Origin of the sequence: Arthrobacter rhombi (assembly GCF_900163545.1) — a bacterium.
GTDB classification, from domain to species: Bacteria; Actinomycetota; Actinomycetes; order Actinomycetales; family Micrococcaceae; genus Arthrobacter_H; species Arthrobacter_H rhombi_A.
The window spans coordinates 60,311-84,910 of record NZ_FUHW01000052.1 but is presented as its reverse complement, the minus strand read 5'-3'; the positions used below and the strand labels follow the sequence as shown (position 1 = coordinate 84,910).

General features: G+C 61.5%; 25 protein-coding genes and 1 pseudogene. 13 read left to right on the top strand and 13 right to left on the bottom strand.

All coding sequences use genetic code 11. The features are described 5' to 3' along the window. Positions 1–81 precede the first annotated feature (81 nt). Entirely contained in the window at positions 82–1,752 is a 1,671-nt protein-coding gene (locus tag FM101_RS14850) for a VanW family protein (protein ID WP_241895166.1), read from the top strand. Positions 1,753–1,841: 89 nt separating this feature from the next. Here the strand turns inward: FM101_RS14850 and FM101_RS14845 are convergent, their stop codons facing one another. Beyond that, positions 1,842–2,585 carry an SDR family oxidoreductase gene (locus FM101_RS14845; RefSeq protein WP_087001041.1) on the bottom strand — a complete coding sequence of 248 codons (744 nt, stop codon included), beginning with the start codon at positions 2,583–2,585 and terminating at the stop codon, positions 1,842–1,844. Between the two features lie 143 nt (positions 2,586–2,728). Further along, positions 2,729–3,454 (bottom strand): beta-ketoacyl-ACP reductase, encoded by a 726-nt coding sequence (locus FM101_RS14840; RefSeq protein WP_087001039.1) that lies wholly within the window; start codon positions 3,452–3,454, stop codon positions 2,729–2,731. Positions 3,455–3,561: 107 nt separating this feature from the next. Between FM101_RS14840 and FM101_RS14835 the strand changes: the two genes are divergently transcribed. From FM101_RS14835 to FM101_RS14825, 3 genes are read left to right on the top strand one after another with little or no spacing between them, the layout of a single operon-like run. Beyond that, positions 3,562–4,089, top strand: a complete 528-nt coding sequence (locus FM101_RS14835; RefSeq protein WP_087001037.1) for a DUF3099 domain-containing protein — start codon at positions 3,562–3,564, stop codon at positions 4,087–4,089. Then, positions 4,086–4,328, top strand: coding sequence for a hypothetical protein (locus FM101_RS14830; protein WP_087001035.1), 243 nt, complete (start codon positions 4,086–4,088; stop codon positions 4,326–4,328). The genes FM101_RS14835 and FM101_RS14830 overlap by 4 nt, the downstream gene beginning before the upstream one ends. Before the next feature lie 4 nt (positions 4,329–4,332). After that, the gene (locus FM101_RS14825) at positions 4,333–5,226 is read left to right on the top strand and encodes an SURF1 family cytochrome oxidase biogenesis protein (RefSeq protein WP_087001033.1); all 894 of its coding nucleotides are present in this window, start codon (positions 4,333–4,335) and stop codon (positions 5,224–5,226) included. 72 nt (positions 5,227–5,298) lie between these two features. Here FM101_RS14825 and FM101_RS14820 read toward each other — a convergent pair whose 3' ends face one another. Further along, the gene (locus FM101_RS14820; RefSeq protein WP_087001031.1) at positions 5,299–6,900 is read right to left on the bottom strand and encodes an ABC-F family ATP-binding cassette domain-containing protein; all 1,602 of its coding nucleotides are present in this window, start codon (positions 6,898–6,900) and stop codon (positions 5,299–5,301) included. Positions 6,901–7,376: 476 nt separating this feature from the next. On the opposite strand from FM101_RS14820, the gene FM101_RS14815 reads away from it, so the two are divergent. Then, positions 7,377–7,592 carry a hypothetical protein gene (locus FM101_RS14815; protein ID WP_087001029.1) on the top strand — a complete coding sequence of 72 codons (216 nt, stop codon included), beginning with the start codon at positions 7,377–7,379 and terminating at the stop codon, positions 7,590–7,592. Positions 7,593–7,666: 74 nt separating this feature from the next. Continuing rightward, positions 7,667–8,845 (top strand): MalY/PatB family protein, encoded by a 1,179-nt coding sequence (locus tag FM101_RS14810; protein ID WP_087001028.1) that lies wholly within the window; start codon positions 7,667–7,669, stop codon positions 8,843–8,845. Between the two features lie 250 nt (positions 8,846–9,095). Here FM101_RS14810 and FM101_RS14805 read toward each other — a convergent pair whose 3' ends face one another. The 5 genes from FM101_RS14805 to FM101_RS14785 form a co-directional block, all read right to left on the bottom strand. Further along, entirely contained in the window at positions 9,096–9,437 is a 342-nt protein-coding gene (locus tag FM101_RS14805) for a metal-sulfur cluster assembly factor (protein ID WP_087001026.1), read from the bottom strand. Positions 9,438–9,439: 2 nt separating this feature from the next. Then, positions 9,440–10,198: a Fe-S cluster assembly ATPase SufC gene (sufC, locus tag FM101_RS14800; protein ID WP_087001024.1), complete on the bottom strand. Its 759-nt coding sequence runs from the start codon at positions 10,196–10,198 to the stop codon at positions 9,440–9,442. A gap of 65 nt (positions 10,199–10,263) precedes the next feature. Further along, complete coding sequence (gene sufD, locus FM101_RS14795; protein ID WP_087001022.1) at positions 10,264–11,541, bottom strand: Fe-S cluster assembly protein SufD; 1,278 nt, start codon at positions 11,539–11,541, stop codon at positions 10,264–10,266. Between the two features lie 2 nt (positions 11,542–11,543). Beyond that, a complete protein-coding gene (gene sufB, locus FM101_RS14790; protein WP_087001020.1) occupies positions 11,544–13,004 on the bottom strand; it encodes a Fe-S cluster assembly protein SufB in 1,461 nt (486 codons plus the stop codon). Beyond that, the gene (locus FM101_RS14785; protein WP_087001018.1) at positions 13,001–13,792 is read right to left on the bottom strand and encodes a helix-turn-helix transcriptional regulator; all 792 of its coding nucleotides are present in this window, start codon (positions 13,790–13,792) and stop codon (positions 13,001–13,003) included. The genes sufB and FM101_RS14785 overlap by 4 nt, the downstream gene beginning before the upstream one ends. Before the next feature lie 123 nt (positions 13,793–13,915). Here FM101_RS14785 and FM101_RS14780 point away from each other — a divergent pair, with 123 nt between their 5' ends. The 6 genes from FM101_RS14780 to FM101_RS14760 all read left to right on the top strand — a co-directional run bounded on the left by FM101_RS14780 (position 13,916) and on the right by FM101_RS14760 (position 18,507). Beyond that, positions 13,916–14,869, top strand: coding sequence for an ABC transporter ATP-binding protein (locus FM101_RS14780; protein ID WP_241895167.1), 954 nt, complete (start codon positions 13,916–13,918; stop codon positions 14,867–14,869). Beyond that, on the top strand, positions 14,862–15,659 hold the full coding sequence (locus FM101_RS14775; protein ID WP_428844171.1) for an ABC transporter permease: 798 nt from the start codon (positions 14,862–14,864) through the stop codon (positions 15,657–15,659). The genes FM101_RS14780 and FM101_RS14775 overlap by 8 nt, the downstream gene beginning before the upstream one ends. Before the next feature lie 46 nt (positions 15,660–15,705). Further along, positions 15,706–16,701, top strand: a complete 996-nt coding sequence (locus tag FM101_RS14770) for a COX15/CtaA family protein (RefSeq protein WP_241895168.1) — start codon at positions 15,706–15,708, stop codon at positions 16,699–16,701. A 356-nt stretch (positions 16,702–17,057) separates the two neighbouring features. Beyond that, positions 17,058–17,231 (top strand): hypothetical protein, encoded by a 174-nt coding sequence (locus FM101_RS15795; protein WP_158225840.1) that lies wholly within the window; start codon positions 17,058–17,060, stop codon positions 17,229–17,231. A gap of 280 nt (positions 17,232–17,511) precedes the next feature. Next, positions 17,512–17,832, top strand: coding sequence for a hypothetical protein (locus FM101_RS15645; RefSeq protein WP_143269305.1), 321 nt, complete (start codon positions 17,512–17,514; stop codon positions 17,830–17,832). 132 nt (positions 17,833–17,964) lie between these two features. Further along, a complete protein-coding gene (locus tag FM101_RS14760; RefSeq protein ID WP_087001012.1) occupies positions 17,965–18,507 on the top strand; it encodes a GNAT family N-acetyltransferase in 543 nt (180 codons plus the stop codon). Positions 18,508–18,829: 322 nt separating this feature from the next. Here FM101_RS14760 and FM101_RS14755 read toward each other — a convergent pair whose 3' ends face one another. The 4 genes from FM101_RS14755 to FM101_RS14740 all read right to left on the bottom strand — a co-directional run bounded on the left by FM101_RS14755 (position 18,830) and on the right by FM101_RS14740 (position 21,724). Next, positions 18,830–19,189: a DUF1801 domain-containing protein gene (locus tag FM101_RS14755; RefSeq protein WP_087001010.1), complete on the bottom strand. Its 360-nt coding sequence runs from the start codon at positions 19,187–19,189 to the stop codon at positions 18,830–18,832. A 52-nt stretch (positions 19,190–19,241) separates the two neighbouring features. Next, complete coding sequence (locus FM101_RS14750; protein ID WP_087001008.1) at positions 19,242–19,853, bottom strand: hypothetical protein; 612 nt, start codon at positions 19,851–19,853, stop codon at positions 19,242–19,244. A gap of 308 nt (positions 19,854–20,161) precedes the next feature. Continuing rightward, positions 20,162–20,818: a DNA-binding protein gene (locus FM101_RS15640; protein ID WP_143269304.1), complete on the bottom strand. Its 657-nt coding sequence runs from the start codon at positions 20,816–20,818 to the stop codon at positions 20,162–20,164. A gap of 690 nt (positions 20,819–21,508) precedes the next feature. Next, entirely contained in the window at positions 21,509–21,724 is a 216-nt protein-coding gene (locus FM101_RS14740) for a hypothetical protein (protein WP_143269303.1), read from the bottom strand. Positions 21,725–22,624: 900 nt separating this feature from the next. Here FM101_RS14740 and FM101_RS14735 point away from each other — a divergent pair. Next, a pseudogene (locus FM101_RS14735) lies at positions 22,625–23,256 on the top strand (recombinase family protein). 274 nt (positions 23,257–23,530) lie between these two features. Here the strand turns inward: FM101_RS14735 and FM101_RS14730 are convergent. Next, the gene (locus FM101_RS14730) at positions 23,531–24,514 is read right to left on the bottom strand and encodes a heme o synthase (RefSeq protein ID WP_087001002.1); all 984 of its coding nucleotides are present in this window, start codon (positions 24,512–24,514) and stop codon (positions 23,531–23,533) included. Positions 24,515–24,600: the final 86 nt, after the last annotated feature.

Here is a 24,600-nt window from a genome sequence, read left to right as displayed (position 1 = left end):
TTCTGTGGTGCGCGTTCCGACGGGCGCACCGCGTCGATGAACATGGAGCATTCGCGGGTAATGATGCGGGACAAGCAAGGCATGAGCAAGAAGAAAAAGGGCTGGCTGATGGGCGGGGGTGCCGTCATCATCGTGGCTGCAGCCTACGCAGGCGGGGCCTCGCTGCTTGACGACCAGATACCCCAGGGAGCCACGGTTCACGGGGTAGAGATCGGCGGTCTCAGCAGTTCAGATGCTGCCGCACGTCTGCACCAGAAACTGGACCCGTTGGCTTCAGGCCCGATCAAGATCACCGCCGGGGAGCAGTCCACCTCCCTGACCCCCGACCAGTCCGGATTGGGGCTGGACATCGATGCCACCCTGCAGGGCAAGACCGGGTACACCCTGAACCCGGTGGTCCTCTTCCAGCGGCTCACCGGTGGCGCCGCCATCGAACCGGTTCTGACCCAGGATGACGACGAACTGCACGCAGCCGTTGAAAAGCTTCGCCCGCAGCTCGACAAAAAAGCTAGCGAAGGCGAGATCGCCTTCAAGGATGCCACCGTCGATTACCAGAAGCCGACGACCGGCCAAACGGTCGAGGCGGATCAGGCGGTGGAGAACATCGAGAATTCCTGGTTCGGCGCCAGCGAACCCATCGAGGTGCCCACCTCGACGGTTGACCCCAAGACCCCAGCTTCGGCCTTCGAGAAGGTCCGTGACGAACAGGCCAAGCCCCTGGTCGCCGGGAACGTCACCGTGGCCGCCGATGATTTGAAAGCCACGTTGAAGCCGAACCAGTTGGCTGAGGCGGCCTCCTTCAAGGTCGCGGACGGCGCCGTCACGATGTCCCTGGATCAAAAGAAACTTGCCGACCGGCTCCTGAAGGCCAACCCCAAGATGGCCTCCACGGCGAAGGATGCCCGCATCGTGCTGAAGGACGGCAAGCCGAAGATCATTCCGGCGGTCAAGGGCCACGGCGTCGACACCAAGGATCTGAACCAGAAGATCCTCACCGCCGCGACGTCCGATTCGCGGACCGCGAAGATCAACGTCTCCGTGACCGAGCCGGAACTGACCACGGCCAAGGCGAAGAAACTGGGCGTCAAGGAAGAGATCGTCAAGTTCTCCACCCCGTACCCCACCTACGACACCGTCAGGACGAAGAACCTGCGTGCCGGCGCCTCAAAGCTCAACGGTGTCTTGGTCATGCCCGGTGACACGTTCTCGCTCACCAAGGCCCTGGCACCCATCACGGAGGCCAACGGCTACTTCAAATCCGGCGTGGTGGAGAACGGTTTCTCTTCCGAAGCCATCGGTGGTGGCCTGTCGCAGATCTCCACCCAGTTGTTCAACGTCGGATGGCTCGGTGGGATGGAAGACGTGACCCACCGCCCCCATAGCCGCTGGTTCGACCGCTACCCGGCCGGCCGTGAGTCCACCCTGTGGGAGGGTCAGATCGACATGGCGTGGAAGAACAACACCGGTCACGCCGTGATGATCCAGGCATGGGTGACCGACAGCCACGTCAACACCCGCCTCTGGGGAACGAAGAAGTACAAGGTCACCTCCAAGACCTCCGAGCACTACGACCGGACCAACCCGAAAACCGTTTATAACGACGCCGAGAAGTGCGTCTCGGAGTCCGGCGGCCAAAAGGGCTTCTCCGTTGACGTCCACCGGACCCGGACTGCGGGTGCTGAAACCCTGAAGGACAGCCTGCACTGGACCTACCAGCCGTGGAATAAGGTCGTCTGCGGCAAGAAGCCGTAGCCCCCGAAGCGACAGAAGGCGGCGGCACCACCTGGTGAAAGGTGGTGCCGCCGCCTTTTGCGATCTACACGCGAGGGGTCGAGCCGGTATTAGTCGAGGAAGTGTCCCGCTCCCCCGGCGTATTGCGTATGACCGGTCGGGACGTCTGCGGTGGCCATCCCGGCCACCTCGACCCCGAATTCCTGGACGGTCAGCAGTTTGCCGGCCGCCTGCCGACGCTCCTCGATGGCCCCCGGCTGGGCGCGGTCCAGCAGCGTGGCGGTGACGGTCCCTTCGATCATGTCCCCGGAAATCACCACCAGCGAGATCCCCTGGGCGTCCAGCGCGGGGATCTGCTCACGCAACGCCAATTCCCCGGCGCGCTTCGAACGGGCCACGGGCTCGTAGGCGTCCAGGGTCGCCGTCTGATCGATGAAATGGGCCTGGTGGCTCGTCACGAACACCACCCGTGATCCTTCGGGCATGACGGCGGCCGCGGTGCTGAGCATGTTGACCTGGGCGTCACGGTTCAGGCGCAGTGCGTAGTCCTCACCGAGATCGGCTTCCATGCCACCCGAGGCGTTCAGTACCAGCACGTCCACCGAACCAAAGTTCTCCTGCGCTGCATCAACCAGCGACTGGGCGCCGCCTTCTGCCGTCAGATCGGCGCCGACGGCCACGGCCTGGCCCCCGGCATCGATGATGCTCTGGACGATCTTCTGGGCGCGCGGCGCCTTCTGCCGGTAGTTCACCACGACGGAGGCACCGTCTGCTGCGAGGTTCTTCGCCACCTCAGCGCCGATTCCCCGGGAGGACCCGGTGACTATGGCTGTTTTTCCGTTGAGTTTTGACATGAATTCTCCTAGTTGGGGTTCACGCGGGATGGCGCGGTTACGGCAAGGGGTGCCCGCGTGCACGGGCGCTTTCTTCCATCTTGCCAGCCCATCCGGCGTCGTACCGTTGTGGGAATGCTCCAAAGACGAACCGTTGGGTGACCTTAGTGGCCCATACCCAATCCTCCGTCGACGGGAATGACGGCACCTGAGATATAGGCGGCTTCGTCGCTGGCCAGCCAACGGACGACCCCTGCCACTTCGGCGGGCTCCGCGAATCGTGCCGCGGGAATCCCCGAGAGGTACTCCTTCTGCGTCTTTTCAGGCAGCGCGGCCGTCATATCGGTGTTCACGAACCCCGGAGCGACCACGTTGGCGGTGATACCGCGGGACCCCAGCTCACGGGTCAGGGAACGGGCCATGCCCACCAGGCCTGCCTTCGACGCGGCGTAATTGATTTGGCCGGCTGAACCCAGCAGGCCCACGACGGAGGAGATCAAAACCACTCGTCCCTGACGCTTCTTGATCATGCCCTTGGAAGCGCGTTTGATCACGCGGAAAGCGCCGGTGAGGTTGGTGTCGATCACCGAGCTGAAGTCATCCTCGTTCATCCGCAGCAACAGCATGTCCTTGGTCATGCCGGCGTTGGCGACCAGAACTTCGACGGGGCCGTGAGCCTGCTCGACCTCGGTGAAGGCGGCGTCGATGGACGCGGTGTCGGTCACATCGGCTTTGACCCCCAGCAGCCCCTCGGGCACCTCGCCGCTGCGGTAGGTGATGGCCACCTGATCGCCGTTCGCTTCGAATGCCCGGGCGATCGCCAGGCCAATCCCCCGGTTGCCCCCGGTGATCAGTACGCTGCGCGGAGTGGGCTGGGCGGTTTCGGTCATGGGTCCTCCAAGTCGGTGGGTCAACGATTCCGCACCATTCTAGCCGTGGAAGGTTCGGCGGATCGTCGTGACGGTGACACAATGGAGGGGAACACCATGGAAGAGACATGAGCCAGCATTCGCACCCTTTGAACCAGCCTGTCCCCGCCGGCCACCCGCAGCGGATCACCGACGCCGATGAGTCGCGCTCGGCGGACAGGCATTCCCGCACCGTCAAGTACACAATTTCGATGTCAGTGCGCATGGCCTGTTTCATTACTGCCTTTTTCGTCCACGGCTGGATTCAAGTGGTCATGTTGATTTTGGCGGTCGTCCTCCCGTATTTCGCTGTGGTCGTCGCCAACGCCAGTGGCGCGGACTTGGCCAAACGCACCGAGACGAACTACTACGAGGGCGGCCCGGGCGAACCCGCCATGCTGGACGGGGCACCGGCAGCCACCGTGGGCGACGACGATGCCCAGAGGCCCTCGGCCGAAGACCGCCGGGAGACGCCGGATGGCTCAGACGATGTGGACGAACCGGACCTGCTGTCCGGACACTGGTACGACCCCGAAGCCGATGCGGACGAGCCACCAGAAGGTCCCCCGCACCGGAACCACCACAGCCGCTCCGGCAACGAAAGGGAGCATGGATGAGCATCTTTGACCAACTCTCCGGCGTGGAGGGACCCGCTGTACCGAAGTGCTCGCGAAAGGGATGCCGGCTGCCGGCGCAGTGGCAACTGCTCTGGAACAACCCCCGCATTCACACCCCGGAGCGCCGGAAGATCTGGCTGGCATGTACCGACCACCGTGAGTGGTTGACCACCTACCTCACGGAGCGCGGTTTGTTCAAGGAATCACAACCGCTCCCCGACGACGCCCAGGAGGGCTGAATCCGTGTACAGATTCCTGGCCAGCACACGCTGGCTTGGCTGGCTGCTGCTGGTCTGCATCTTCGCTGCGGCCTGCGTGGGCTTGGGCAAATGGCAAATGAACCGGCTCGACGAGGCCCGCGCCGCCAACGACCTGGTCAAAGCCAACTACGATGCCCCGGCACTGGACTTCCAGCAGGCGCGCCCGTTCTTCAGCACGCTTCCGGAGGATCGGGCCTGGACCCCGGTCGACATGAAGGGCAGCTACCTCCCCGAGGACACCCGCATCGTGCGTAACCGCACGACCAATGGGCAGCCAGGTTATGAGGTCTTGGTTCCGTTCCAGACCGATGAAGGAACCCGGGTGATCATCGATCGCGGATGGTTGCCCATTGGGGACGACTCCGCCGGCAGGCCGGATGTGATTCCTGCTCCGCCCAAGGGCCAGGTGGACATCACTGCCCGGCTCAAGGTCGGCGAGCCAGCGGTCCGCCGTTCGGCCCCGAAAGGGCAGGTCGCCTCGATCGAACTTCCCGCGTTGGAAGAGGATCTCGGGTACCCGATCGCCACTGGCGCCTACGGAGTGATCGCCGACGAGAAGCCGTCCCCGGCCACGGCGCCCACCGCCTTGGAACGCCCCTCGATCGATGAGGGAAACCACCTGTCCTATTCCTTGCAGTGGTTCGCCTTCGGAGTGCTGTCCTTCATCGGGCTGGGCTACGCCGCTCGTCAGCAGGCCCGGCTTAATCGTGAGGATGCGCAGGAGGCGGCCGAAGCCGCCGCGGCCGGTACCGACGTCGTTCACTCCGCCTACCGGGCGCCCCGTCAACGTACCCACCGCAGGAAGGGCAATGAGCCCACCGATGAAGAGCTCGAAGATGCCTACCTCGACCGGTTCGAGGACCAGGCTCACCACTAGCGGGCCGAGCTTAAAGGAAGCAGCCCCGCCGGATTCACCGACGGGGCTTGCAGACCTTGAGGCCAGACTAACTCAGGCCAAGGTGACCAGGTCCAGATACCCTTCGTTCCACAGGTCCTCGTCGCCATCCGGCAACAAGACCACACGTTCGGGATTCAGGGCGGCCACAGCACCTTCATCGTGACTGACCATGACCACGGCGCCGCTGTAGTTGCTCAGCGCGTTCAGGATCTCGGCGCGGCTGGCCGGGTCCAGGTTGTTGGTCGGTTCGTCGAGGAGCAGCACGTTGGCGCTGGAAGCAACGATGGTGGCTAGGGCGAGACGCGTCTTTTCGCCGCCGGAGAGGACCCCGGCCGGCTTATTGACGTCGTCGCCGCTGAACATGAAGGAACCAAGGATTCCGCGCACTTCGGCGTCGCCGAGTTTATCCGGTGCGGATGAGCGCATGTTTTCCAGGACGGTGCGCTCGACGTCGAGCGTGTCATGCTCCTGGGCGTAGTAACCGACCTTGAGTCCGTGACCGGGAATGACTTCACCGGTATCGGGTTCGGCGACCCCGGCGAGCATACGCAGCAGGGTCGTCTTGCCGGCACCGTTCAGTCCCAAGATCACTACCTTGGAGCCGCGGTCGATGGCCAAATCCACGTCCATGAAGATTTCCAGGGACCCGTAGGACTTACTCAGGTTCTTGGCCATCATGGGTGTCTTGCCACAAGGATCCGGTTCCGGGAATCGCAACGCGGCGACCTTCTCCTGGGCACGAGCTTCCTCCAGGCCACCCATGAGGCGATCCACGCGCTTGAGCATGCTCTGCGCGGCGGAGGCGCCGGAGGCCCTGGCCTTCATCTTATTCGCCTGGGCCAGCAATGCTCCGGCCTTCTTCTCCGTGCTCGCGCGTTCACGCTTACGGGAACGTTCGTCGGTTTCGCGCTGCTCGAGGTAGCGCTTCCACCCGAGGTTGTAGAGGTCCATCGTCGCGCGGTTGGCGTCAAGATGGATCACCTTATTGACGGTCGCTTCGAGCAGGTCGGTGTCGTGGGAGATCACCATCAGCCCACCCTGGTGATTACGCAGGAACTCCCGCAGCCACGCCACCGAATCCGCATCGAGGTGGTTGGTGGGTTCGTCAAGCAAGAGTGTCTGGGCATCGGCATAGAGGATCCGGGCCAGTTCAACACGTCGGCGCTGACCGCCGGAGAGAGTGTCCAGTGTCTGATCGAGGAGTCGCTCGGGCAAGGCCAGGTTATTACAGATGGCCGAGGCTTCCGCTTCGGCGGCATAGCCACCACGCGAGATGAATTCTGCATCCAACCGGTCGTACCGGTTCATCGCCTTGGTCCGAACAGCCTCGTCTTCGCTGCCCATCTCATCGGTGCATTTGCGCAGCTTGGTCACGATCTCATCCATGCCACGAGCCGAAAGGATTCGGTCCCGGGCCAGCTGGCCCATATTCGGTGTCCGGGGATCCTGTGGGAGGTACCCAATGGATCCGTTACGCGCCACGGTCCCTCCGGTGGGCTCCGCTTCGCCTGCCAGAACGCGAGTCATCGTCGTCTTGCCGGCGCCATTGCGTCCGACCAAGCCGATCTTATCTCCCTGATCGATGCGGAAGTTGACACCCTCCATCAGGAGTCGAGCACCGGCGCGGAGCTCAAGGTCGGCAACGGAAATCAATGGGAACCTCTCAAATGGAATGTGATGCGCTGACACGCAACCTTTCCAGTGTACGCGTGCGAACGATGACCACCTAAGGCCAGAGCATCCCACGAGTGCCATCTCACCCCTCAAGGCTGGCTTGAACAGTGATCAAGCACCATGCCGTTCATGACTAATCCCTCGCTCGACACCCAGCGGCAGTCCACCGACCGCAGCAGGTGGGGTCTCCGCGACGTGGGTCTGATCTCCGTTTTCGTCGCCCGCGCGGCCACCCTGAACCTTATTCCTGCGATCCCCCTCGGGCCACAGGGCGTTCCCAGCACCTTGCAGCCCCTGGCTCTCTGCCTCGAGGCACTCTGCCTCGGCGGTCCACGAGGCTCTGTCAGCGTGCTGCCCTATGCCGTCGCCGGGGACGCGGTTCCTGGCCCTCCGGGCCTCCCACTACGCCGGGTGGGAGCCTCAACCTCGAACTCGCGGCATTGGCAGGCGGGCTCATGCTGCCTAGTATCCCCGCGATCCTGGGCTGCATCACCGACGTTTGCGTTGCTGCCCGTGCCCGGGGCTTGGGCCGGAATCCCATCGTCCTGGCCGGGCCCGTCGTGATCTCGGCCGACGTCTTCGCCCACCAGACCGGGGACGTGCTGGCCGCTCGCGGGATTCTTGAGCAAGGCTCTGCAGCAGAAGAAGCCGAGCACCTCCCCCACGCCTAAATGTACGTACTTTTTACGTGTACCTTGGGAACCAGAGTTACCCCTATTTTCTAAAGATTCAGCGAGGGACCCAGATGAGCCATGCCGACGACTTCGATGGCCTCTCGGAGCCAAAACTACGTCAAGCCGGCAGTAGGAAGTGGACGACGTACCCGGAGGCAATAGGGGCGTTCATTGCCGAAATGGACTTCGGTACGGCCCCACAGGTCCAGGCGGCGCTTCAAAAACCGGTAGGGACCGCCGCGCTCGGATACGTTCCGGTGACCGCAGTGGAGGATATGACACTGGCCTGTTCGGACTGGCTCGAAAGCGCCTACGGCTGGAACGTCCCAGCTGCTGATATTCGTCCCATATCGGATGTACTGGCCGGCATTGTCCTCGCGATCACCCACTTCTCGGCCCCCGGCTCCGCGGTCGTCCTTCCGACCCCCGCCCACATGCCCTTCCTGAAAATTCCAGCCAGTCTGAATCGTCGAGTCATCCAGGTGCCGATGACTTTCGACGGCAACAACTGGAAGCTCGACCTGGAGGGGATCGACGCCGCCTTCGCCGCGGGCGGCGGCCTACTGATCTTTTGCAACCCGCATAACCCGATCGGGAAGGTTTATTCGCGTTCCGAGATGCTGGAATTAGCCGAGATCGTGGAAAAACACGGCGTACGAGTCTGTTCCGACGAGATTCATGCCCCACTGGTCTTCTCGAGTAGTCGCCACATACCGTACGCATCTATTTCAGCGGCGGCCGCCGGCCATACAATCACCCTGACGTCTGCCACCAAAGCCTGGAACATGTCGGGCCTCAAATGTGCACAGATCATCTTCAGCAATACAGCAGATCAGGAAACCTGGTCCTCGGTGAGCTTTATGGCCGAACACGGCGTCGGGCATTTGGGCATCCTGGCGACGACAGCGGCGTACCGCGAAGGCAAGCCGTGGCTCGATGAGGTGATGACGTACCTGGATCGAAACAGACGTCTTCTGGCCGAACTGCTCGCCGAGCAGCTCCCAGGGGTCAGCTACAGCGCCCCGGAAGGTACCTACCTTGCCTGGCTGGACTGTCGGGAACTGGAGCTTGGCGACCACCCCGCTGAGTTCTTTCTCGAGAAGGCGGCAGTGGCCTGCTCCGACGGCGCCACCTTTGGAGACAACGGTGCTGGGCATCTTCGATTCAACCTCGCCATGCCAACGCCGCTGCTCGAACGTGCCGTACGACAGATGGGCGAGGCTTTCCGGAAGGCCAACACGGCGAACTAAGGCCTCCCGTCGGGTATGGGGTGGCCGCCCGATTCCCGGCTACCGATGCAGGATGGTCATCGAAGGACTTATCGTCTGGTTTGCGTGGCCCCTCTCCCGCCATCAACCGCGCCCAGACCCTGCTCTTCACAGCCCGAGGGCAGCGGCAGATTAAACACCGATGCTCCCACCGCTCAAGGCGGTGGGAGCATCGGTGAGGCGTCCTGTCGAAGGCTTCCTCAGAGGCCTTCAACCGGATCCAATGAACAAACTAGATGTTGAAGCCGAGGGCTCGCATCTGGTCTCGTCCATCGTCGGTGATCTTCTCAGGTCCCCACGGCGGCATCCAGACCCATGTCAGGCGGTGCTCGTCAACGACGCTGCTCATCGCTTGGCCAACCTGCTCCTCGATGATGTCGGTGAGCGGGCAGGCCGCGGACGTCAGCGTCATGTCAATCAGCAACGCACCGTCGTCGGCATACTTGAGTCCGTAGAGCAAGCCCAGATCAACGATATTCACCCCGAGTTCGGGGTCAATCACGTCTTTGAGTGCCTCCTCGACGTCCTCCAGCGGAGTGTGGGTCGAGCCGTTTGCTTCGTCGGTGGTGCTCATGACTAGGCCCCGACGGGGAGGAAGCGGTCGTAGCCCTCTTCCTCGAGACGGTCGGCAAGATCCGGGCCGCCCTGTTCGGCGATGTGGCCATCGACGAACACGTGGACGAAGTCCGGCTTGATGTACCGCAGGATCCGCGTGTAGTGGGTGATGAGCATGGTGCCCATCTCGTTGCCCTCGGCGGCGCGGTTGACGCCGTCGGCGACGACCTTCAGTGCGTCGACGTCGAGTCCGGAGTCGGTCTCATCGAGGATGGCGAACTTGGGCTTGAAGAGCTCGAGCTGCAGGATCTCGACGCGCTTCTTCTCACCACCGGAGAAGCCTTCGTTGACGTTACGACTGGCGAACTCCGGGTCGATCTTCAGGTTGGCCATGGCCGCCTTGACGTCCTTGGTCCAGTGACGCAGGCTCGGGGCTTCGCCCTCGATGGCCGTCTTGGCGGTCCGGAGGAAGTTCGTCATGGTCACGCCGGGTACCTCGACCGGGTACTGCATGGCCAGGAAGAGACCAGCGCGTGCGCGCTTATCAACGCTCATCGCCAACACGTCGTCGCCGTCGAGGGTGATTGACCCCGAGGTGACGTTGTAGCGCGGGTGACCCGCGATCGTGGAGGCCAGGGTCGATTTGCCCGAGCCGTTGGGTCCCATGATGGCATGTGTTTCACCGGTCTTGATGGTGAGGCTCACGCCCTTGAGGATTTCCTTGCTTCCCTGCTCGGTATCGATCGATACGTGCAGGTCCTTGATTTCCAGGGTAGACATTGGTGTCCGTTCTCTGACATGCCGGGCTGACCGGCGAGGTTCACTGGGTGGGAAAGGCCAAAGGCCTAGTTATCGGTGGCGGCGAGTTCTGCCTCGACCGTTTCGTTCAGGCGGTCCTGCAGCTCCTCGACACCGATCTGCTGAATGATCTCGTTGAGGAAGCCACGGACGACGAGACGGCGGGCCGTTTTTTCGTCGATGCCGCGGGACTGAAGGTAGAACAAGTGCTCGTCGTCGAAGCGACCGGTGGTGCTGGCGTGTCCGGCACCGGCGATGTTGCCGGTTTCGATCTCCAGGTTCGGGACCGAATCGGCCCGGGCACCATCGGTGAGGACCAGGTTCCGGTTGGCCTCGTAGGAGTCCGTGCCCTCTGCTAGAGCGCGGATGAGCACGTCGCCCACCCACACGGTGTGTGCGTCCTTGCCCTGCAACGCACCCTTGTAGAGGACGTTGGAGGTGCAATGAGGCTGGGCGTGATCCACGAACAAACGGTGCTCCAGGTGCTGGCCCGCGTCACCGAAGTACAGTCCAAACATCTCGGCAGTCGCGCCGGTTCCAACAAAGCGGGCCGATGGCGTCAGGCGAACCAGATCGCCACCGAAGGTGACCACAATGTGCTTGAGCTTCGCGTCCTTGGCCACATTGGCCTGCTGCGAACCAGTGTGGATGGCGTCGTCTTCCCAGGCTTGCACACTGACCACTGTCAGTTCTGCACCTTCCTGGACATCGATCTCGATGTTCTCGCCCACGACGGCGCTGCCGACGTGGTCGATGACGACGAGACCGCGGGAGTTCGGCTCCGCGACGATGACCAGGTGCTGGGCCGAGGCTTCCATGCCCGCACCGGTGTAGGTGAGGGTGGCCTTGACGTTTTCCGCATTGGCACCGATGGTCAGCACCGAAGCCTCTGCAGCCGCGTTCCACGCGTTGGCGGACACGCGGTCCTCGGGGATTCCGGCGGAACCGACGCGGGCGTCGTCCATGCCGACGGTCTCTACGGTCGCACCTTCGCTGAGCTCAGTACCCAGCGTCGGCGCCGTGCCCGTTGGAGCCTTCTTATGCAGTCCGCCCAAACGCTTGAGCGGGGTGAAGCGCCAGTCTTCCTCGCGGCCCGTCAGGGGCTTGAAGTCCTCCAGCTTGTAGCTGGTCAGGCGGCCAGCCCGTGATGAATCGGGAATGCCCGCTCCACCACCGTGGCTGTGCTCCTTGCTGGCGTCGCCGCCCAGCGGGGAACTGTCCTCATTCAGCGGCGAGAGGTTCTCGCCCTCTTCCGTGAATCCGGCGATGGCGGGCACGCCGTAACGTGGTTCCTTACCGGTGGTTTCTGTTGCGGTATCAGTCATGATTAACCGACGGATCCTTCCATCTGCAGTTCAATGAGGCGGTTAAGTTCGAGCGCATATTCCATCGGAAGTTCGCGGGAGATCGGCTCGACGAAGCCGCGCACGATCATCGCCATGGCCTCGTCCTCGGCCATGCCGCGGGACATGAGGTAGAACAGCTGCTCCTCGGAAACACGCGAGACAGTTGCCTCGTGGCCCATGGTCACATCGTCTTCGCGGACGTCAATGTAGGGGTACGTGTCCGAACGCGAGATCTGGTCGACCAACAGGGCGTCACAGACGACCGAGTTGCGCGAACCCTTGGCACCTTCGCGAACCTGGACCAGACCGCGGTAGCCCGAACGGCCACCGTTACGGGCAACCGACTTCGCCACGATCGACGAGGAGGTATTCGGTGCAATGTGCACCATCTTCGACCCCGTGTCCTGGTGCTGTCCCTCGCCGGCGAAGGCGATCGAAAGCGTCTCACCCTTGGCGTGCTCGCCCACCAGGTAGACGGCCGGGTACTTCATGGTGACCTTGGAGCCGATGTTGCCATCGATCCACTCCATGGTGGCGCCCTCTTCACAGATCGCGCGCTTGGTGACCAAGTTGTACACGTTGTTGGACCAGTTCTGGATCGTCGTGTAGCGGACGCGGGCGCCCTTCTTCACGATGATCTCCACGACCGCCGAGTGCAGGGAATCCGAATCGTAGATCGGGGCCGTGCAGCCTTCGATGTAGTGGACGTAGGAGTCCTCGTCGGCAATGATCAACGTGCGCTCAAACTGACCCATGTTTTCCGTGTTGATGCGGAAGTAGGCCTGCAACGGGATATCAACGTGAACGCCCTTGGGCACGTACACGAAGGAACCGCCCGACCAGACGGCAGTGTTCAGCGAACCGAACTTGTTGTCGCCCACGGGAATGACGGAGCCGAAGTACTCCTTGAAGACGTCTTCGTGCTCCCTCAGGGCAGTGTCGGTGTCCAAGAAGATGACACCCTGCTTTTCGAGATCCTCACGGAGCTGGTGGTACACCACCTCGGACTCGTACTGTGCGGCGACACCCGAGACGAGGCGGTTCTTTTCCGCCTCCGGGATGCCCAGCTTGTCGTACGTGTTCCGGATGTCCTCCGGGAGGTCTTCCCAGCTCGTGGCCTGTTTCTCGGTCGAGCGCACGAAGTACTTGATGTGGTCGAAGTCGATGCCCGAGAGGTCTGCACCCCAGGTCGGCATGGGCTTGCGATCAAAGTACTTCAGGCCCTTGAGACGCATGTTCAGCATCCATTCGGGCTCGCTCTTCTTTTCGGAGATGTCGCGAACGACGTCTTCGTTCAGGCCACGGCGCGCATTTGCGCCGGCGTCGTTCTTATCCGACCAGCCATACTCGTAGTTTCCGATCCCCTCGAGCTCCGGATTCTTTTCCAGAATCTCGGAGAGTACACCGGGGTCGGCGGTCTCCTGTGCCATCTGATCCGTCATCGCGGCCTTTCCTGCTTTGTCAGTTTGACTCGTGTTCTCTTCTCAGCTTGCTGAGGAGTCTGGTTGCGACCCAACGGGATGTGGGTCGTACAAACGTGTCCACCCGAGGCTAGTGTCGACAGTCGTCGGACGTCGACACCCAACAGGCGGGCAAAAACCTTGGTTTCTTCATCGCAAAACACCGGGAACTCCCGGGCCAGGTCCTGAATGGGGCAATGTCCCTGGCAGAGTTGGATGCTCTGCAACATGGCGGCCGGCTGGTTGAATCCCACGGCGCGTGTCGAGGCCACGAAGCCATCGCCACTGAGCGCCCCCGAGAGAGCTTCTGCGCGATCCTCCAAGGAGTCGCCAGCCGCTTCGACGATGGGGCGGTATCGCCGCTCCATCTCCGCAAAGCGACGTTCGGCGAAGGCAGCGACTGCTTCTTCGCCGGCCGTATTGGCGAGGTCGGTCAAGGCCGAGGTGGCGATGTCGAGGTAATCGTTGCCACGCTTCGACTGCCCACGATGGCTCAATACATAGCGTCTGGCTGGGCGCCCTGCCCCGGCCGGCTGGTTGGCCACGAGTTTGACCTCTACCAATCCATCACGACTCAGGGCGTCCAAGTGACGGCGGACGGCAGCCGGGGTGAACCCGAGGCTTTCGCCTAGTTCGGCGGCGCTGACCGGCCCCTGATGAAGCACGGCTTGCAGGACACGGTCACGGGTCCGCTCTTCGGGTTCGGGCGCCACCGGGGGTGCGACCGGCTTTACGGTCGCTTCCTGAGAGGGCAGCTGGGATGAATACACAACACAATCATGACCTAATCCCGTCGACTCCGCCAGTAAGGTGTGGCTTAGTTCCCGTCCAGCGTAAATCAGTGCCGCCGTGACGACGCCCCTGACCTTCTCTACGTGACGTAGAATGCTCGGGTGACAGCTATAGAACCCAGTCTCGTCGTCGAGTCTCTACGCAAGGACTTCGGCCCGGTCGCCGCACTAGATGGCCGCATGGTCCGGGTCCTCAACGGTATCTCACTGACGGCCCACCGTGGCGCGGTGACGACGTTGCTCGGCTCCAATGGTGCAGGTAAATCCACCACCCTCGCCTGCGCCCAGGGGCTCCTGCTCCCCGATGGCGGCACGGTTCGCCTGCTGGGGACCGACCCGGCCTCCGGAGGAAGCACGCTGCGCTCCCGCGTGGGCGTCATGCTTCAGGACGGCGGCCTGCCACCCTCCGCCAAACCCTTGGCCCTTTTGCGGCATGTCGCCAGGATGTATGCCCGCCCGGTCAACGTCGATGCCCTGGCCGAACGCCTCGGCATTGACTCCTTTGCTCACACCACCATCCGGCGCCTCTCCGGCGGGCAACGTCAACGTGTCGCCTTGGCAGCCTCCCTGGTCGGAAACCCCGACGTCGTCTTCTTGGACGAACCCAGCGCCGGGTTGGATCCGCAATCACGCCAAACCGTCTTCGAGCTGATTGAAGAGTTGCGCGAGCGGGGGCTGTGCATCGTTTTGACGACCCACCTGATGGAAGATGCCGAGCGCCTCTCCGACTACGTCTACATCATCGATAACGGCCGCAACGTCGCCCAGGGTACGGTCGCCGAGCTGACGGCCGAGGCCACCTCGTCGACGGATAGCCGCACCCTCTATTTCACTGCGGAGCCCGGGCTGACACCTCCCCGACTGCACGACGCCGTTTCCCTGATCGAGGAGGGGGCTGGCCAATACCGGGTCGAGGGGTTGCACTCCCCCGCCGGATTGGCTGAGATCACCTCATGGTGGTCTGCCCAGGGAATCTTCCCGACCTCGATCAGCATGGAACCCAAGAACCTCGAAGACGTCTTCCTGGATATCGCCCAAGGAGGCCACCGTGGCTGAATCAACCTCGTCACCCCTTCCCGAGGCCCCGGCAACCGCTCATCCCGCAGGCAACGCCGCCAGCCTGATCACGCGCATCTTCCGCCACGGTGGTTACGAAACCCGCGCCATGCTCAGCAACGGCGAGCAGCTCGTCCTCGCGGTGGCACTGCCCTTGCTGGCCCTTCTCGGGTTGACGTTCACCAGCATCCTCGACGGGGTCGCCGAACACCGTATCGACGCAGCCACGCCCGGCGTGCTCGCACTATGCGTGATGTCCACCGCCTTTACCGGCCAGGGCATTTCCACCGGCTTCGATCGGCGGTACGGCGTCCTGCGCTTTCTGGCCACGACCCCTCTGGGTAGGGCCGGGTTGATCTTCGGCAAGGCGTTGGCAGTGCTGGCAGTGCTGGTCGTCCAGGTTGTCCTGATCGGCGGGGTGGCACTGTTCCTGGGGTGGCGTCCCGAGCCGGCAGGCATCCCCCTCGGCGTGGTCCTGCTGATCCTCGGTGCCGCGGCCTTCACCTCCCTGGGCCTGTTGATTGCCGGCACCGTGAGGCCGGAAGCGACCTTGGCGATCACCAACCTGGCGTGGATCCTCTTGGCAGCAGGAGGTGGCATCCTGATCCCGGGCTCCCGGCTCCCAGGGGTGTTATCCGACGTCGTTGCCGTGCTGCCGTCGTCGGCGCTCGGGGATGCGCTCCGCGAGACTCTCATTAGTGGGAGCATGAATTTGGGTGCCATCCTGATCCTGCTGGCCTGGACGATCGCCGCAGGATTCGCCGCCACCCGCTGGTTCAAATGGAATTGACGCGCGCACGGCCACTCGCCCAGCGTCTCGAATGGAGAAAGACACTATGACAACCCCCATCGCCAGCCATTGGACCGACCGGCTACCGCCGATGTTGGGGCGCGGGGCCCGCGCGGTGGCAACCACCTATACGCGGGGGTACAACCGCCTTCCACTGTCCATCGGTCGGGGGATCCACCGCTTGGCGATCGCCTCCCTGATCACCCAGTCGATCCTGATCGTCTCCGGCGGTGCCGTCCGTCTGACAGCTTCGGGTCTGGGCTGTTCCCAGTGGCCGAACTGCATGCCCGGGACCATGACGCCGACCCCCGAAATGGGAATCCACGGGCTGATTGAATTCGGCAACCGGATGCTGACCTTCGTGCTGGCTGCCGTGGCGATTGCGATGATTATCTCTGTGTGGCGCATACGTCATACGCATCGCACGGTGTTCTGGCTGTCCATCGCCCTGTTGTGCTTCATCCCGATTCAGGCCGTCATCGGCGGGATCACCGTCTTGACGGACCTGAACCCGTGGGTGGTCAGCTTCCATTTCCTCGCCTCCATCGCGTTGGTGGCCGTGGCGACATTGCTGGTCAACCGCACCGGGAGGGAATCCCGTGGCGAAGACCTGGTGGCCTCAGGTCCGCTCACCGGCACCATGCGTTCCTTGGGATGGACCATCGCCATCACCTCTGCCCTGGCCCTGATTCTGGGAACAGTGGTCACCGGTTCGGGGCCGCATGCGGGAGATCCTTCCTCGCCCCGACACGGGTTCAATCTCTACCTCGTGACCCGTATTCACGTGGTCCCCGTCTATCTCCTGGTCATCGCGGCCGTTTTGGGGCTGTATCTGGTGTACCGGACCCATGCCGCGCGGGCCCTCAAGCGCGGGTACTTGATCCTGGTCGTTGCCGTACTGGCACAGGGCGCCATCGGTTACACCCAGTTCTTCCTCGGACTGCCCATTGGCGTCGTGCTTCTGCATATGGTCGGCACAGCCTTCCTGACAGCGGCCGCAACCAATGTATGGGACCGTTCCACCGGCGTCGTTCCGCTATAACGGCGCCCCGCCGACTGCCCGGCTCCTTCCCCATGGTGCAGGAACGGGGCCTTCAGGTCTCCACCCCGGGTCGGGTGCGGAATCACGCCGCGGGTTCCCGGGCCTGCAGTTGGCCGCTCCTCCCCGGCGCCCCATGAGACTGCGAATATTGCCCCGATGTCGTTTTTCAACGACGACTGCAAGGAAGTCGGAAGTCGTCTGCGCAACGAGTCCGTGTCCGTTTGGCAACGGTCTGCGAAGCGGGTGGCACAGACCCCGCTGGCGGCACTGTCCGATATCGCGGCTGCAGGCCGGTCGGCACAGCCTGCCTGGCTACGATGGTGGCGAACGAACGAACATCGAAAGGAATAGAGACGATGGACGGCATTGACCGAATCGAAGTCGACGAAGTGATCGTGAAGACCTTCGGCGAGTTGAAAAAGGCAGTAGACAACTACAGCAAAGGCAGCGTCGAGCTTCACAGTTCGGCATTGCGAGCGTTGACCTTGCTCCGTGAACAGGTCGTCGCGGACGAGCGAGGCCAAATCTAAATCACAAGGACCATGTCCGAACGCGATCGGCATGCATATTCTCCCGCATTGTCGGATCGGGCGGCCGTGACGTCCCCGGCTCCCGATTCGCTTGCGGAATTCTCTGCGACACACTGCTCATTCGTGGGTCTACTTGGAACCACAAAGCCTCGAAGTACCGGCCATGGAGTCCTGACGCTTTGCGTATAGGAAAATGCGGCATTTGCTGACGATGTTGCCCGGGAGGTTCAGGAACTCAACGCCCCCTGACTCGTCGGAAAGCAGGACTACCGACCTTTTCATGGGCGCGAATCATCAAGCGAAGCCGGTCAAGTTCGCGTGCTACCCCCGTGTCCGTGCGCCCTGCGCCCTGCGCCGTGCGCCGTGCGCCGTGAAGCATGAAACGCTGGGTATTATGCGTGACTCTCTGATCGGAATTCCGGGCCTGCTTGCCGCATTCGCCATGAACGCCATGCTGGATGTTTACACCGACGTGCCGATGCTCGTTCGTTGGGCTGTGGCAATTTTGGTTTCACTGTTCGTGACCTTCATCGTGGTCCGGTGGGGCCAACGCGTGAAGGAACGAGATGGCGGCGAAGCACTAGACCGTTGGAATAGCTGAGACGGTGGTGGCGTGATTGGCTGCCACACGTGAGGCAGAACCAGTCCCCCATCCCCGCGTTCAGCTACCCGCGTTGGTCCGCCGGTGAACGCTATGTGGGACTGTTCAAAGATTTGTAACTAGAATCTCCAAATGATTGCTGAGACGAACCGCTTGTTACTGGACCGCCCGACGATCGAGGACGCCGCTGGCTTGCACTTGATCTGTAGCGATCCGCGAGTCTGGGCTCATTTTCCAAGCCTTCGCCACACCCAAATCGAACAGACCCGCGTGATGTTGGATCGATGGATTGCCGCGTGGGACCGCGACGGGATGGGCACCTGGGTTGCAAGGAATCCCGCCAGCCAGACGATTATCGGCTATGGCGGCTGTTCCATCAAGCAAGATACCTTCTGGAATCTGGGATACCGCTTCGCCTTCGACGCACAGGGCCAAGGTTTCGCCACCGAACTCTCGCTTGAAGCCGTCAGGCAGGCGAAGATGAGCCACCACGGCCTCCCCATCGTGGCGTACTTGCTCGAACACAATGTGGCTTCAGCGCGGGTGGCAGAAAAGGTCGGACTCTCCCTAATACATCGGGACAGCGATGCTGGAAACCCAGATCCGAACGCGATTCGACTTGTCTATGCAGATCGACGGTTGAGCGCGGAAGAACTGTCGGAAATTCTGCAATAGCGAATCACGCACAACCTTCCATCCCCGCAGATACGCTTCGTTGCAGTCGGTCTACGGGGATGGGAAAGATCTTCCAGAATGACTCTCGATTGGCTGTTTGATCCCGCAACGGGCGTCCCGCATGAGCGGCCTCTCACTGTCCTGTAAGCCGGTCCTCCGGGCGGACGGCCTGAATGCCGATCGCGATGGGGTGAAAGAGATCGATGAGCCCGTCCGAGGGGGAACGCCTAGTGATACAGATTTACCTCAGCAAGAGGTTTTCGAATGCGCGGATCCGCCCCCCGCGGCCGCCGGGTGCGACGCCATGCCACCGGTGCGCCATCTACCCGCCCGGGGTATTGAGCTCGACGGCGGCATCCAGCAGCGCGGCAATGGAAACCCGGTCCAAGGGCCGGGCCTGGGTAATCTTGACCGTCCTCATCCGGAGGTCGTCGGTTTGCTCGAACAAGCCTTCCGAGTCCTCGAGCAGATAGCCCTTGTAGAAGTAGACGTTGATCCACGCCTTAGCTACGTACCACTTCACGACTGCGCCGTTGTAGTCGAAGTAGGGGTTGCGCCATTTGATGCTCTCTTCCAGCGGAGTCGGCAGCGCACGAATTTCCTCCAGCAGCACTAGGCAGGCGTCCCGCTGCCAGCCGACGGCGAGTCCAGATACGAACGCATCGACATCCACACTTGACATTCCACGAGTCTACGCGCGGGTCGTGCATCAGAAGTCCCGCACAACGAACCCTCTATGACCCCCCAGGATCGTCGTCGGAATGTAGTTGTTCGCCTTTATTGCCCCTGGCTCGATTCATCAACCGGCTAAACCAGCCGGTCGGATTTGGAGCAAAGACCGGCCAAGGGTGGGCATCCATCAATTGCTGGACAGAATCCATGGCCGCGTCGTAGTCCGCGCTTCGAAACTCCAGTTTTTCCGGGAAATAGACGAGCGGGTCTTCCTCGATGATCTCTGAATCCAAGACCTCATCGTCTGACGGCGGGTCTTCAGAATCGTCCCCTGCCCAGTGCGGTCCGCGCCAGGTCACTCGGTCGTGGTCACGCTCAAGCCAAACGGCAAAGGAACCGCAATCAATGTCCGCGTCGACCGAACAGACGGTGAGTTCAAGCTCGCCCTTCGACAATTCTGCGTTGGCCCTCAGCCCGGGATCTCGGTAGCCGGCCAGCCACTCCCTGACGCGGGACTTGGGGAAACGGCGCGCGAAGGGCGACAAGCCGACCAGTCGTTGACGCTGAACAAGATGCGGAACAGGTGCACCGTCCACAACGAGCTCAACTGCTTCGTATCCATCGCTCCAACAAGCGGTGATAGATGAGAATTCACGTGCCTGATCGTCAACCATGCATCAATTATTCCACCGCAAGGTGACCCGGATTCCTGTGACTCATAGGTTCCGTAAGCCGGTCCTCCGGGCGGACGGCCTGAATGCCGATCGCTATGGGGTGAAAGAGATCGATGAGCCCGTCCGAGGGGGACCTTGAACTGGACGGCAGCCAATGTTCGCCACTGGTGCAACTGGAATCTGCGGGTGCGATGGAACTTTCACGCTGAACGGTATTTGTCCGCCCCGTTCTATGGGGCTCGCGTGATGCTCGTGGATATCAGTCCGGTGACGGGCGCGTGGTTGATGATTTCGGTAACGTCGCTGATCTACGTGATCCAGTCATGGACTTCTGGTGAAACGAGCATGAAAAGAGAATTCATATCTGCCAGACGGCTCGTGACGCTGGTTGAGGCGCTAGCGACAGGTTCAAGGTGGGCCAGCCGGTTTCGTAGGCTTACCACGGACTCCAGAAACTTTGCGACATCGGCCCGGGCTGTTCCGCGTGGAAATGCCTTGTGCAGATAAGGAGTCCAGAGTGTACTTTCACGTGCCCTTGGTGTGATCAGGAATTGCCAAAACCCGAATGACAGTCTGGCCATGACTATCCCGTGGGTAGCTGCGGCACCGATATCGCGTTGAGCGCTATGAAGCAGCTTCAACCCGTCGCTGTTGAGTCTCCGTTGCCTGAGACGAACTCGCTGTGCGCCGTTTTCCAGGTGCAACCAACCAGGTTCTGGCTCTGCTGCCCAACCAGGAAAGTCCGGCGCCAGCTGGGCGTCAAAGGCGTTTCGAACAGCGACCTCCACATGGGCCAGATCGCGGAGGATTGCTGACGATAGTTCAGAGTTCCATGCGCAGATTTCCATAGCCAACAAGTGGTCACCGGACGCTAAAGCCAGATACTTTTCGTACCGGTGTTGCGATAGCCACGCCACGGCCTGTTCTGGCGCGGGAATGTTGACGTGTGGCAATCCTTCAGGCATAAGTAGTAGACTACAGGGGCACTACGGGATCGGTCCTCTGGTCAATGGTCAGCCATTCGATTAGGCAGCGTAGTGCATAGAAAGAATTGAAGGGCCCATCGTCACGATGGGCCTTTTCTTTTCATGCTGGCTTCAACTGAGCCGGCGCTCCTCAGGGAATACACGTCTTTCCCAAAAGATATGTCAGCCTTCAACACGTGACTGCACAAGTGTCGATAGGCTTTTCACCAGCACTTCCGCGCCCGCAAGGGAACCTTAAGCGGACGCTTTCAACGTGTCCACAAAAGGAGGCGGCCAACCTTGACAACGTTCCCCTGCTTCCATGCTCTCAACCAAAGTCTGATCCCGAAGCAATGGCTCCAGTGAGTCATAGCCGACGTTTCAACCAGGCGAACGAAAACTATGTTGAGCTGCCTTGCTCTCGTCCTGATGGTCATCAGTCTGGCACTCAGGCTGTTCCTATGTGATGTGGAACCTGGATCGCCATAGCCTCGGATTTCAAGCTCTTGCAACCGTGATCGTGATCGTCTTGCTGGTACGGATTGTCCGTGGCCATCGTGATGAATGCCGGCGAGAACACGGCAAGGGCCCAGCCCGATGAGGCTCCTGCCGATTGCGGTTTCAGGGGACCGAACAGCGAAGCGGCATCTTGACCCACATGCTGGTGGGCGATGACAGAAGGCCGATGTACTACTTGCGGCTCTTGGTCACGACGATAGGCAAGGTGATGGCCGTCATGAACATCCCGATGGCTCCAGTCCATCCGAATGCTGACCGAAAGTCCTCGGCGAGCAACCCGACGACCAGCCCGACCACCAGACTCAAAAGAAATCCGATCCCAATCAGAGCGAAGGCGGTCGCCAGGGGCCGGTCGTCGTCGATGATTCGAGCGATTGAAATAGACATAATTCGATGGTACATGCAGTAGGACTACGGCGTAGTTCCCCGCATCTTTGTCAAAGACGACTGCACAGAATCTCCAAAGTCGTCTGGACTGCGACCTCGTGCCTGCAAGAGGAACCCACTGCGGGATGGTGCTCGCGGGCGCCACACGTCCAACAATTTCGATTCAGCTGCTTGTCGTTCAATCCGCGAATCCCCAGCGGGCGAGCAGCAAGGATCAGTTTGTTCCGACCGAATGACGGTCTCTTCTGGGCATACTCTTCAGCGCGCTCAGGGGAACCGTCGCAAGGATCAATCCAGCAAAGACAGAAACCGCAGCCAGAACTACACCGTTGGCCAAGAGCTGGTATGAAGACCACGCGATCTGAAGCACACAAGCCGTGGCTGAAACCCAAGCAGTGCCCAGGATAGTCGGGCCAGCGTGGACCGCACCAGACTCCCGTGACACGGTTCTTGCAACAACAGCAATCTGGACCGATAAAGCGACAGCGACAAGGGCAATGACGATCCCGACAATGATTGCTGGTATCCAAGTGCTGACCAGGGCAAGGACAGCGGATCCCACCAAGGTACCGACTAGAACCCTTAGCCTTGGGTTAGTGGTTTTTCGTTCCATGGTTACTCCCAGCCCTTCTGCCCACTTGGTACCGCCTGTGGGGCTATTCTACAAATGCTTCATGACCTTGAGCTACGGCCTAGAGAGCTGCATTCCTGTCTGCGACTCGGCTCAAGCATAGGGGCTCATCGTTTTCCATCGTCTATTGTACGGAGCGTCCTAAGACCTCGGGACGGCGATCCCGTGCCCGCAAGCCGGTCCCCCTCCGGAGGCCACCGCTCAGAATGACAGCTACCTAGAGCACTGAGCCGCCATCGTTCCGTAAGGCCCGTCCGCAGCCTTGTCCAATGAAGGGGCCCTCATGTGACACGCTTATCTGCAGGTCTGAGAACATCACCGGCTATGCACGAGTGTCCGCCGAAGAGCAAGAACTCACCGCACTGTGTGATGCCCTGGTAGCCCTCGGCGTCGAGCCGGAACGCATCTAGGTTGATCACGGGTTTACCGGCACCAATAAGAATCGTGCTGGCCTACGCGGAGCCTTGGCCGCGTGCCGCGCGGGGATACCTTCGTCGTTACCAAGCTGGATCGCCTAGCCCGTTCCGTCCGGGACGCTCATGAAATTGCCGATGACCTCGCCAGGCGCGAAGTCAAACTCAGCATCGGCGGTTCCGTCCATGATCCTTCTGCTCCAATGGGCAAACTGCTGTTCAACGTGTTGGCGATGATCTCCGAGTTCGAAGTTGACCTTATTCGGATGCGCACCCGCGAAGGAATGAAGGTTGCCAAGGCCAAGGGGCGGCTTCGGGGCAAGCAGCCCAAACTCTCAGCGAAGCAGGAAGAGCACCTCCTCGAACTGCACATCGCGGGGAAACACAGCAAGGCCGAGCTGGCTGAGCTGTTTAGCGTCGGTCGCTCCACTGTCTATCGGGCCATCGCACGCGGGCAGCTGCGCAACGCAAACCACGACAACCCCTGACATTCTGTGCTGTTCACTTCTGACATTATCTGGGCTCGACTTCGAACAATGAGTTGCTCACAGTCGTCAGCGCACACGTGGCACTGTGATCCAGCACCTGCAGTGGTCTGCGAAAACCGCCACAGCGCCCACGGCCCCCGACGTTCACAAGGAAAACATGCAGACCAACGCCCTGAACCGCCGCGGGCAAGACGACGCCTGCCGTCCAGCGTGGCAAGTCAGAGTCGAAAAGGCCGACCCCCACAGTGCGGGGGCCGGCCTTTGAGCAGAAGGTTTAGCCGAAGATCGGTGTCCCGACGAACGGGTCGATGGCCAGGCCAACGAACAGGATCGTGAGATAACTGATGGAGATGTGGAAGACCTTCATCGCCTTGCGGTTCATGTCACGGGGAAGGTGTTCACGTTGTGCTTCGCGGTAGAGCACATGCGATTCGAAAATGAACCAACCACCGGAAACTGCTGCCAAGACCGTGTAGACGATGCCGGCGTCGCCCATCGGAACCAGCAGCAAGGAGCAGGCGACGGTAGCCCAGGCGTATAAGACAACTTGGACGGAAACGGTCCGGGCACCGGCGATGGCACCGAGCATCGGAACATGGGCGTTGTTGTAGTCGTCGGCGTACTTCATCGACAACGGCCAGTAGTGCGGGGGTGTCCAGAGGAAGATGATCAAGAACAGGATGATGGCCGGCCACGCCAAGGTGCCAGTCACGGCAGCCCAACCGATGAGCACGGGCATACACCCGGCAATACCGCCCCAGACGATGTTCTGCGAGGTGCGGCGCTTGAGGATCAGCGTGTAGAAGACGACGTACAGCAGAATTGCTGCCAGCCCCAGGACCGCAGTGAAGAGGTTGGCTCCAGCCCACAGGATCGCTATCGAGGCCAGGCCGATCACGAAGGAGAAGATCAAAGCTTCGCGCGGAGTGGCCTCGCCGGTCACCAGGGGCCGCTTCGAGGTCCGGTGCATGAGCCGGTCCATATCCCGGTCGAAATAGCAGTTGAAGGCACCGGCGCTCCCGGCGGCCAGTGCACCACCGACAAGGGTGGCCACGATGGTCACCAGATCGGGGAATCCACGCTGCGCGAAAATCATGGTCGGCAGCGTGGTGACCAGAAGCAGTTCGATGACTCGCGGCTTGGTCAGGGCCACATAGGCCCGGGCCTTGCGTCCGATGAAACCACCCAGGGGTTCATCGGTTTGACGTGACGCACGAGGTGCGAGCTCTACGTCGGTCGGTACGGTCTTCACGGACATGCCACTCAGTTCTTCGCGGGAATTACACAGACAAGTCCTATCCTACCCTTTTACCGGCTGTAGAAATCAGAGATCATTCCCCCAGC

Coding starts and splice junctions, on each gene's coding strand:
- FM101_RS14850 (WP_241895166.1), top strand. CDS start 82: ATGAGCAAGAAGAAAAAGGGCTGGCTGATGGGCGGGGGTGCCGTCATC.
- FM101_RS14810 (WP_087001028.1), top strand. CDS start 7,667: ATGAGCCATGCCGACGACTTCGATGGCCTCTCGGAGCCAAAACTACGT.
- FM101_RS14740 (WP_143269303.1), bottom strand. CDS start 21,724: ATGTCTATTTCAATCGCTCGAATCATCGACGACGACCGGCCCCTGGCG.
- FM101_RS14770 (WP_241895168.1), top strand. CDS start 15,706: ATGACAACCCCCATCGCCAGCCATTGGACCGACCGGCTACCGCCGATG.
- FM101_RS14760 (WP_087001012.1), top strand. CDS start 17,965: ATGATTGCTGAGACGAACCGCTTGTTACTGGACCGCCCGACGATCGAG.
- FM101_RS15640 (WP_143269304.1), bottom strand. CDS start 20,818: ATGCCTGAAGGATTGCCACACGTCAACATTCCCGCGCCAGAACAGGCC.
- sufC (WP_087001024.1), bottom strand. CDS start 10,198: ATGTCTACCCTGGAAATCAAGGACCTGCACGTATCGATCGATACCGAG.
- FM101_RS14815 (WP_087001029.1), top strand. CDS start 7,377: ATGCTGCCTAGTATCCCCGCGATCCTGGGCTGCATCACCGACGTTTGC.
- sufB (WP_087001020.1), bottom strand. CDS start 13,004: ATGACGGATCAGATGGCACAGGAGACCGCCGACCCCGGTGTACTCTCC.
- FM101_RS14805 (WP_087001026.1), bottom strand. CDS start 9,437: ATGAGCACCACCGACGAAGCAAACGGCTCGACCCACACTCCGCTGGAG.
- sufD (WP_087001022.1), bottom strand. CDS start 11,541: ATGACTGATACCGCAACAGAAACCACCGGTAAGGAACCACGTTACGGC.
- FM101_RS14835 (WP_087001037.1), top strand. CDS start 3,562: ATGAGCCAGCATTCGCACCCTTTGAACCAGCCTGTCCCCGCCGGCCAC.
- FM101_RS14750 (WP_087001008.1), bottom strand. CDS start 19,853: ATGGTTGACGATCAGGCACGTGAATTCTCATCTATCACCGCTTGTTGG.
- FM101_RS14730 (WP_087001002.1), bottom strand. CDS start 24,514: ATGTCCGTGAAGACCGTACCGACCGACGTAGAGCTCGCACCTCGTGCG.
- FM101_RS15795 (WP_158225840.1), top strand. CDS start 17,058: ATGGACGGCATTGACCGAATCGAAGTCGACGAAGTGATCGTGAAGACC.
- FM101_RS14845 (WP_087001041.1), bottom strand. CDS start 2,585: ATGTCAAAACTCAACGGAAAAACAGCCATAGTCACCGGGTCCTCCCGG.
- FM101_RS15645 (WP_143269305.1), top strand. CDS start 17,512: ATGGGCGCGAATCATCAAGCGAAGCCGGTCAAGTTCGCGTGCTACCCC.
- FM101_RS14840 (WP_087001039.1), bottom strand. CDS start 3,454: ATGACCGAAACCGCCCAGCCCACTCCGCGCAGCGTACTGATCACCGGG.
- FM101_RS14755 (WP_087001010.1), bottom strand. CDS start 19,189: ATGTCAAGTGTGGATGTCGATGCGTTCGTATCTGGACTCGCCGTCGGC.
- FM101_RS14830 (WP_087001035.1), top strand. CDS start 4,086: ATGAGCATCTTTGACCAACTCTCCGGCGTGGAGGGACCCGCTGTACCG.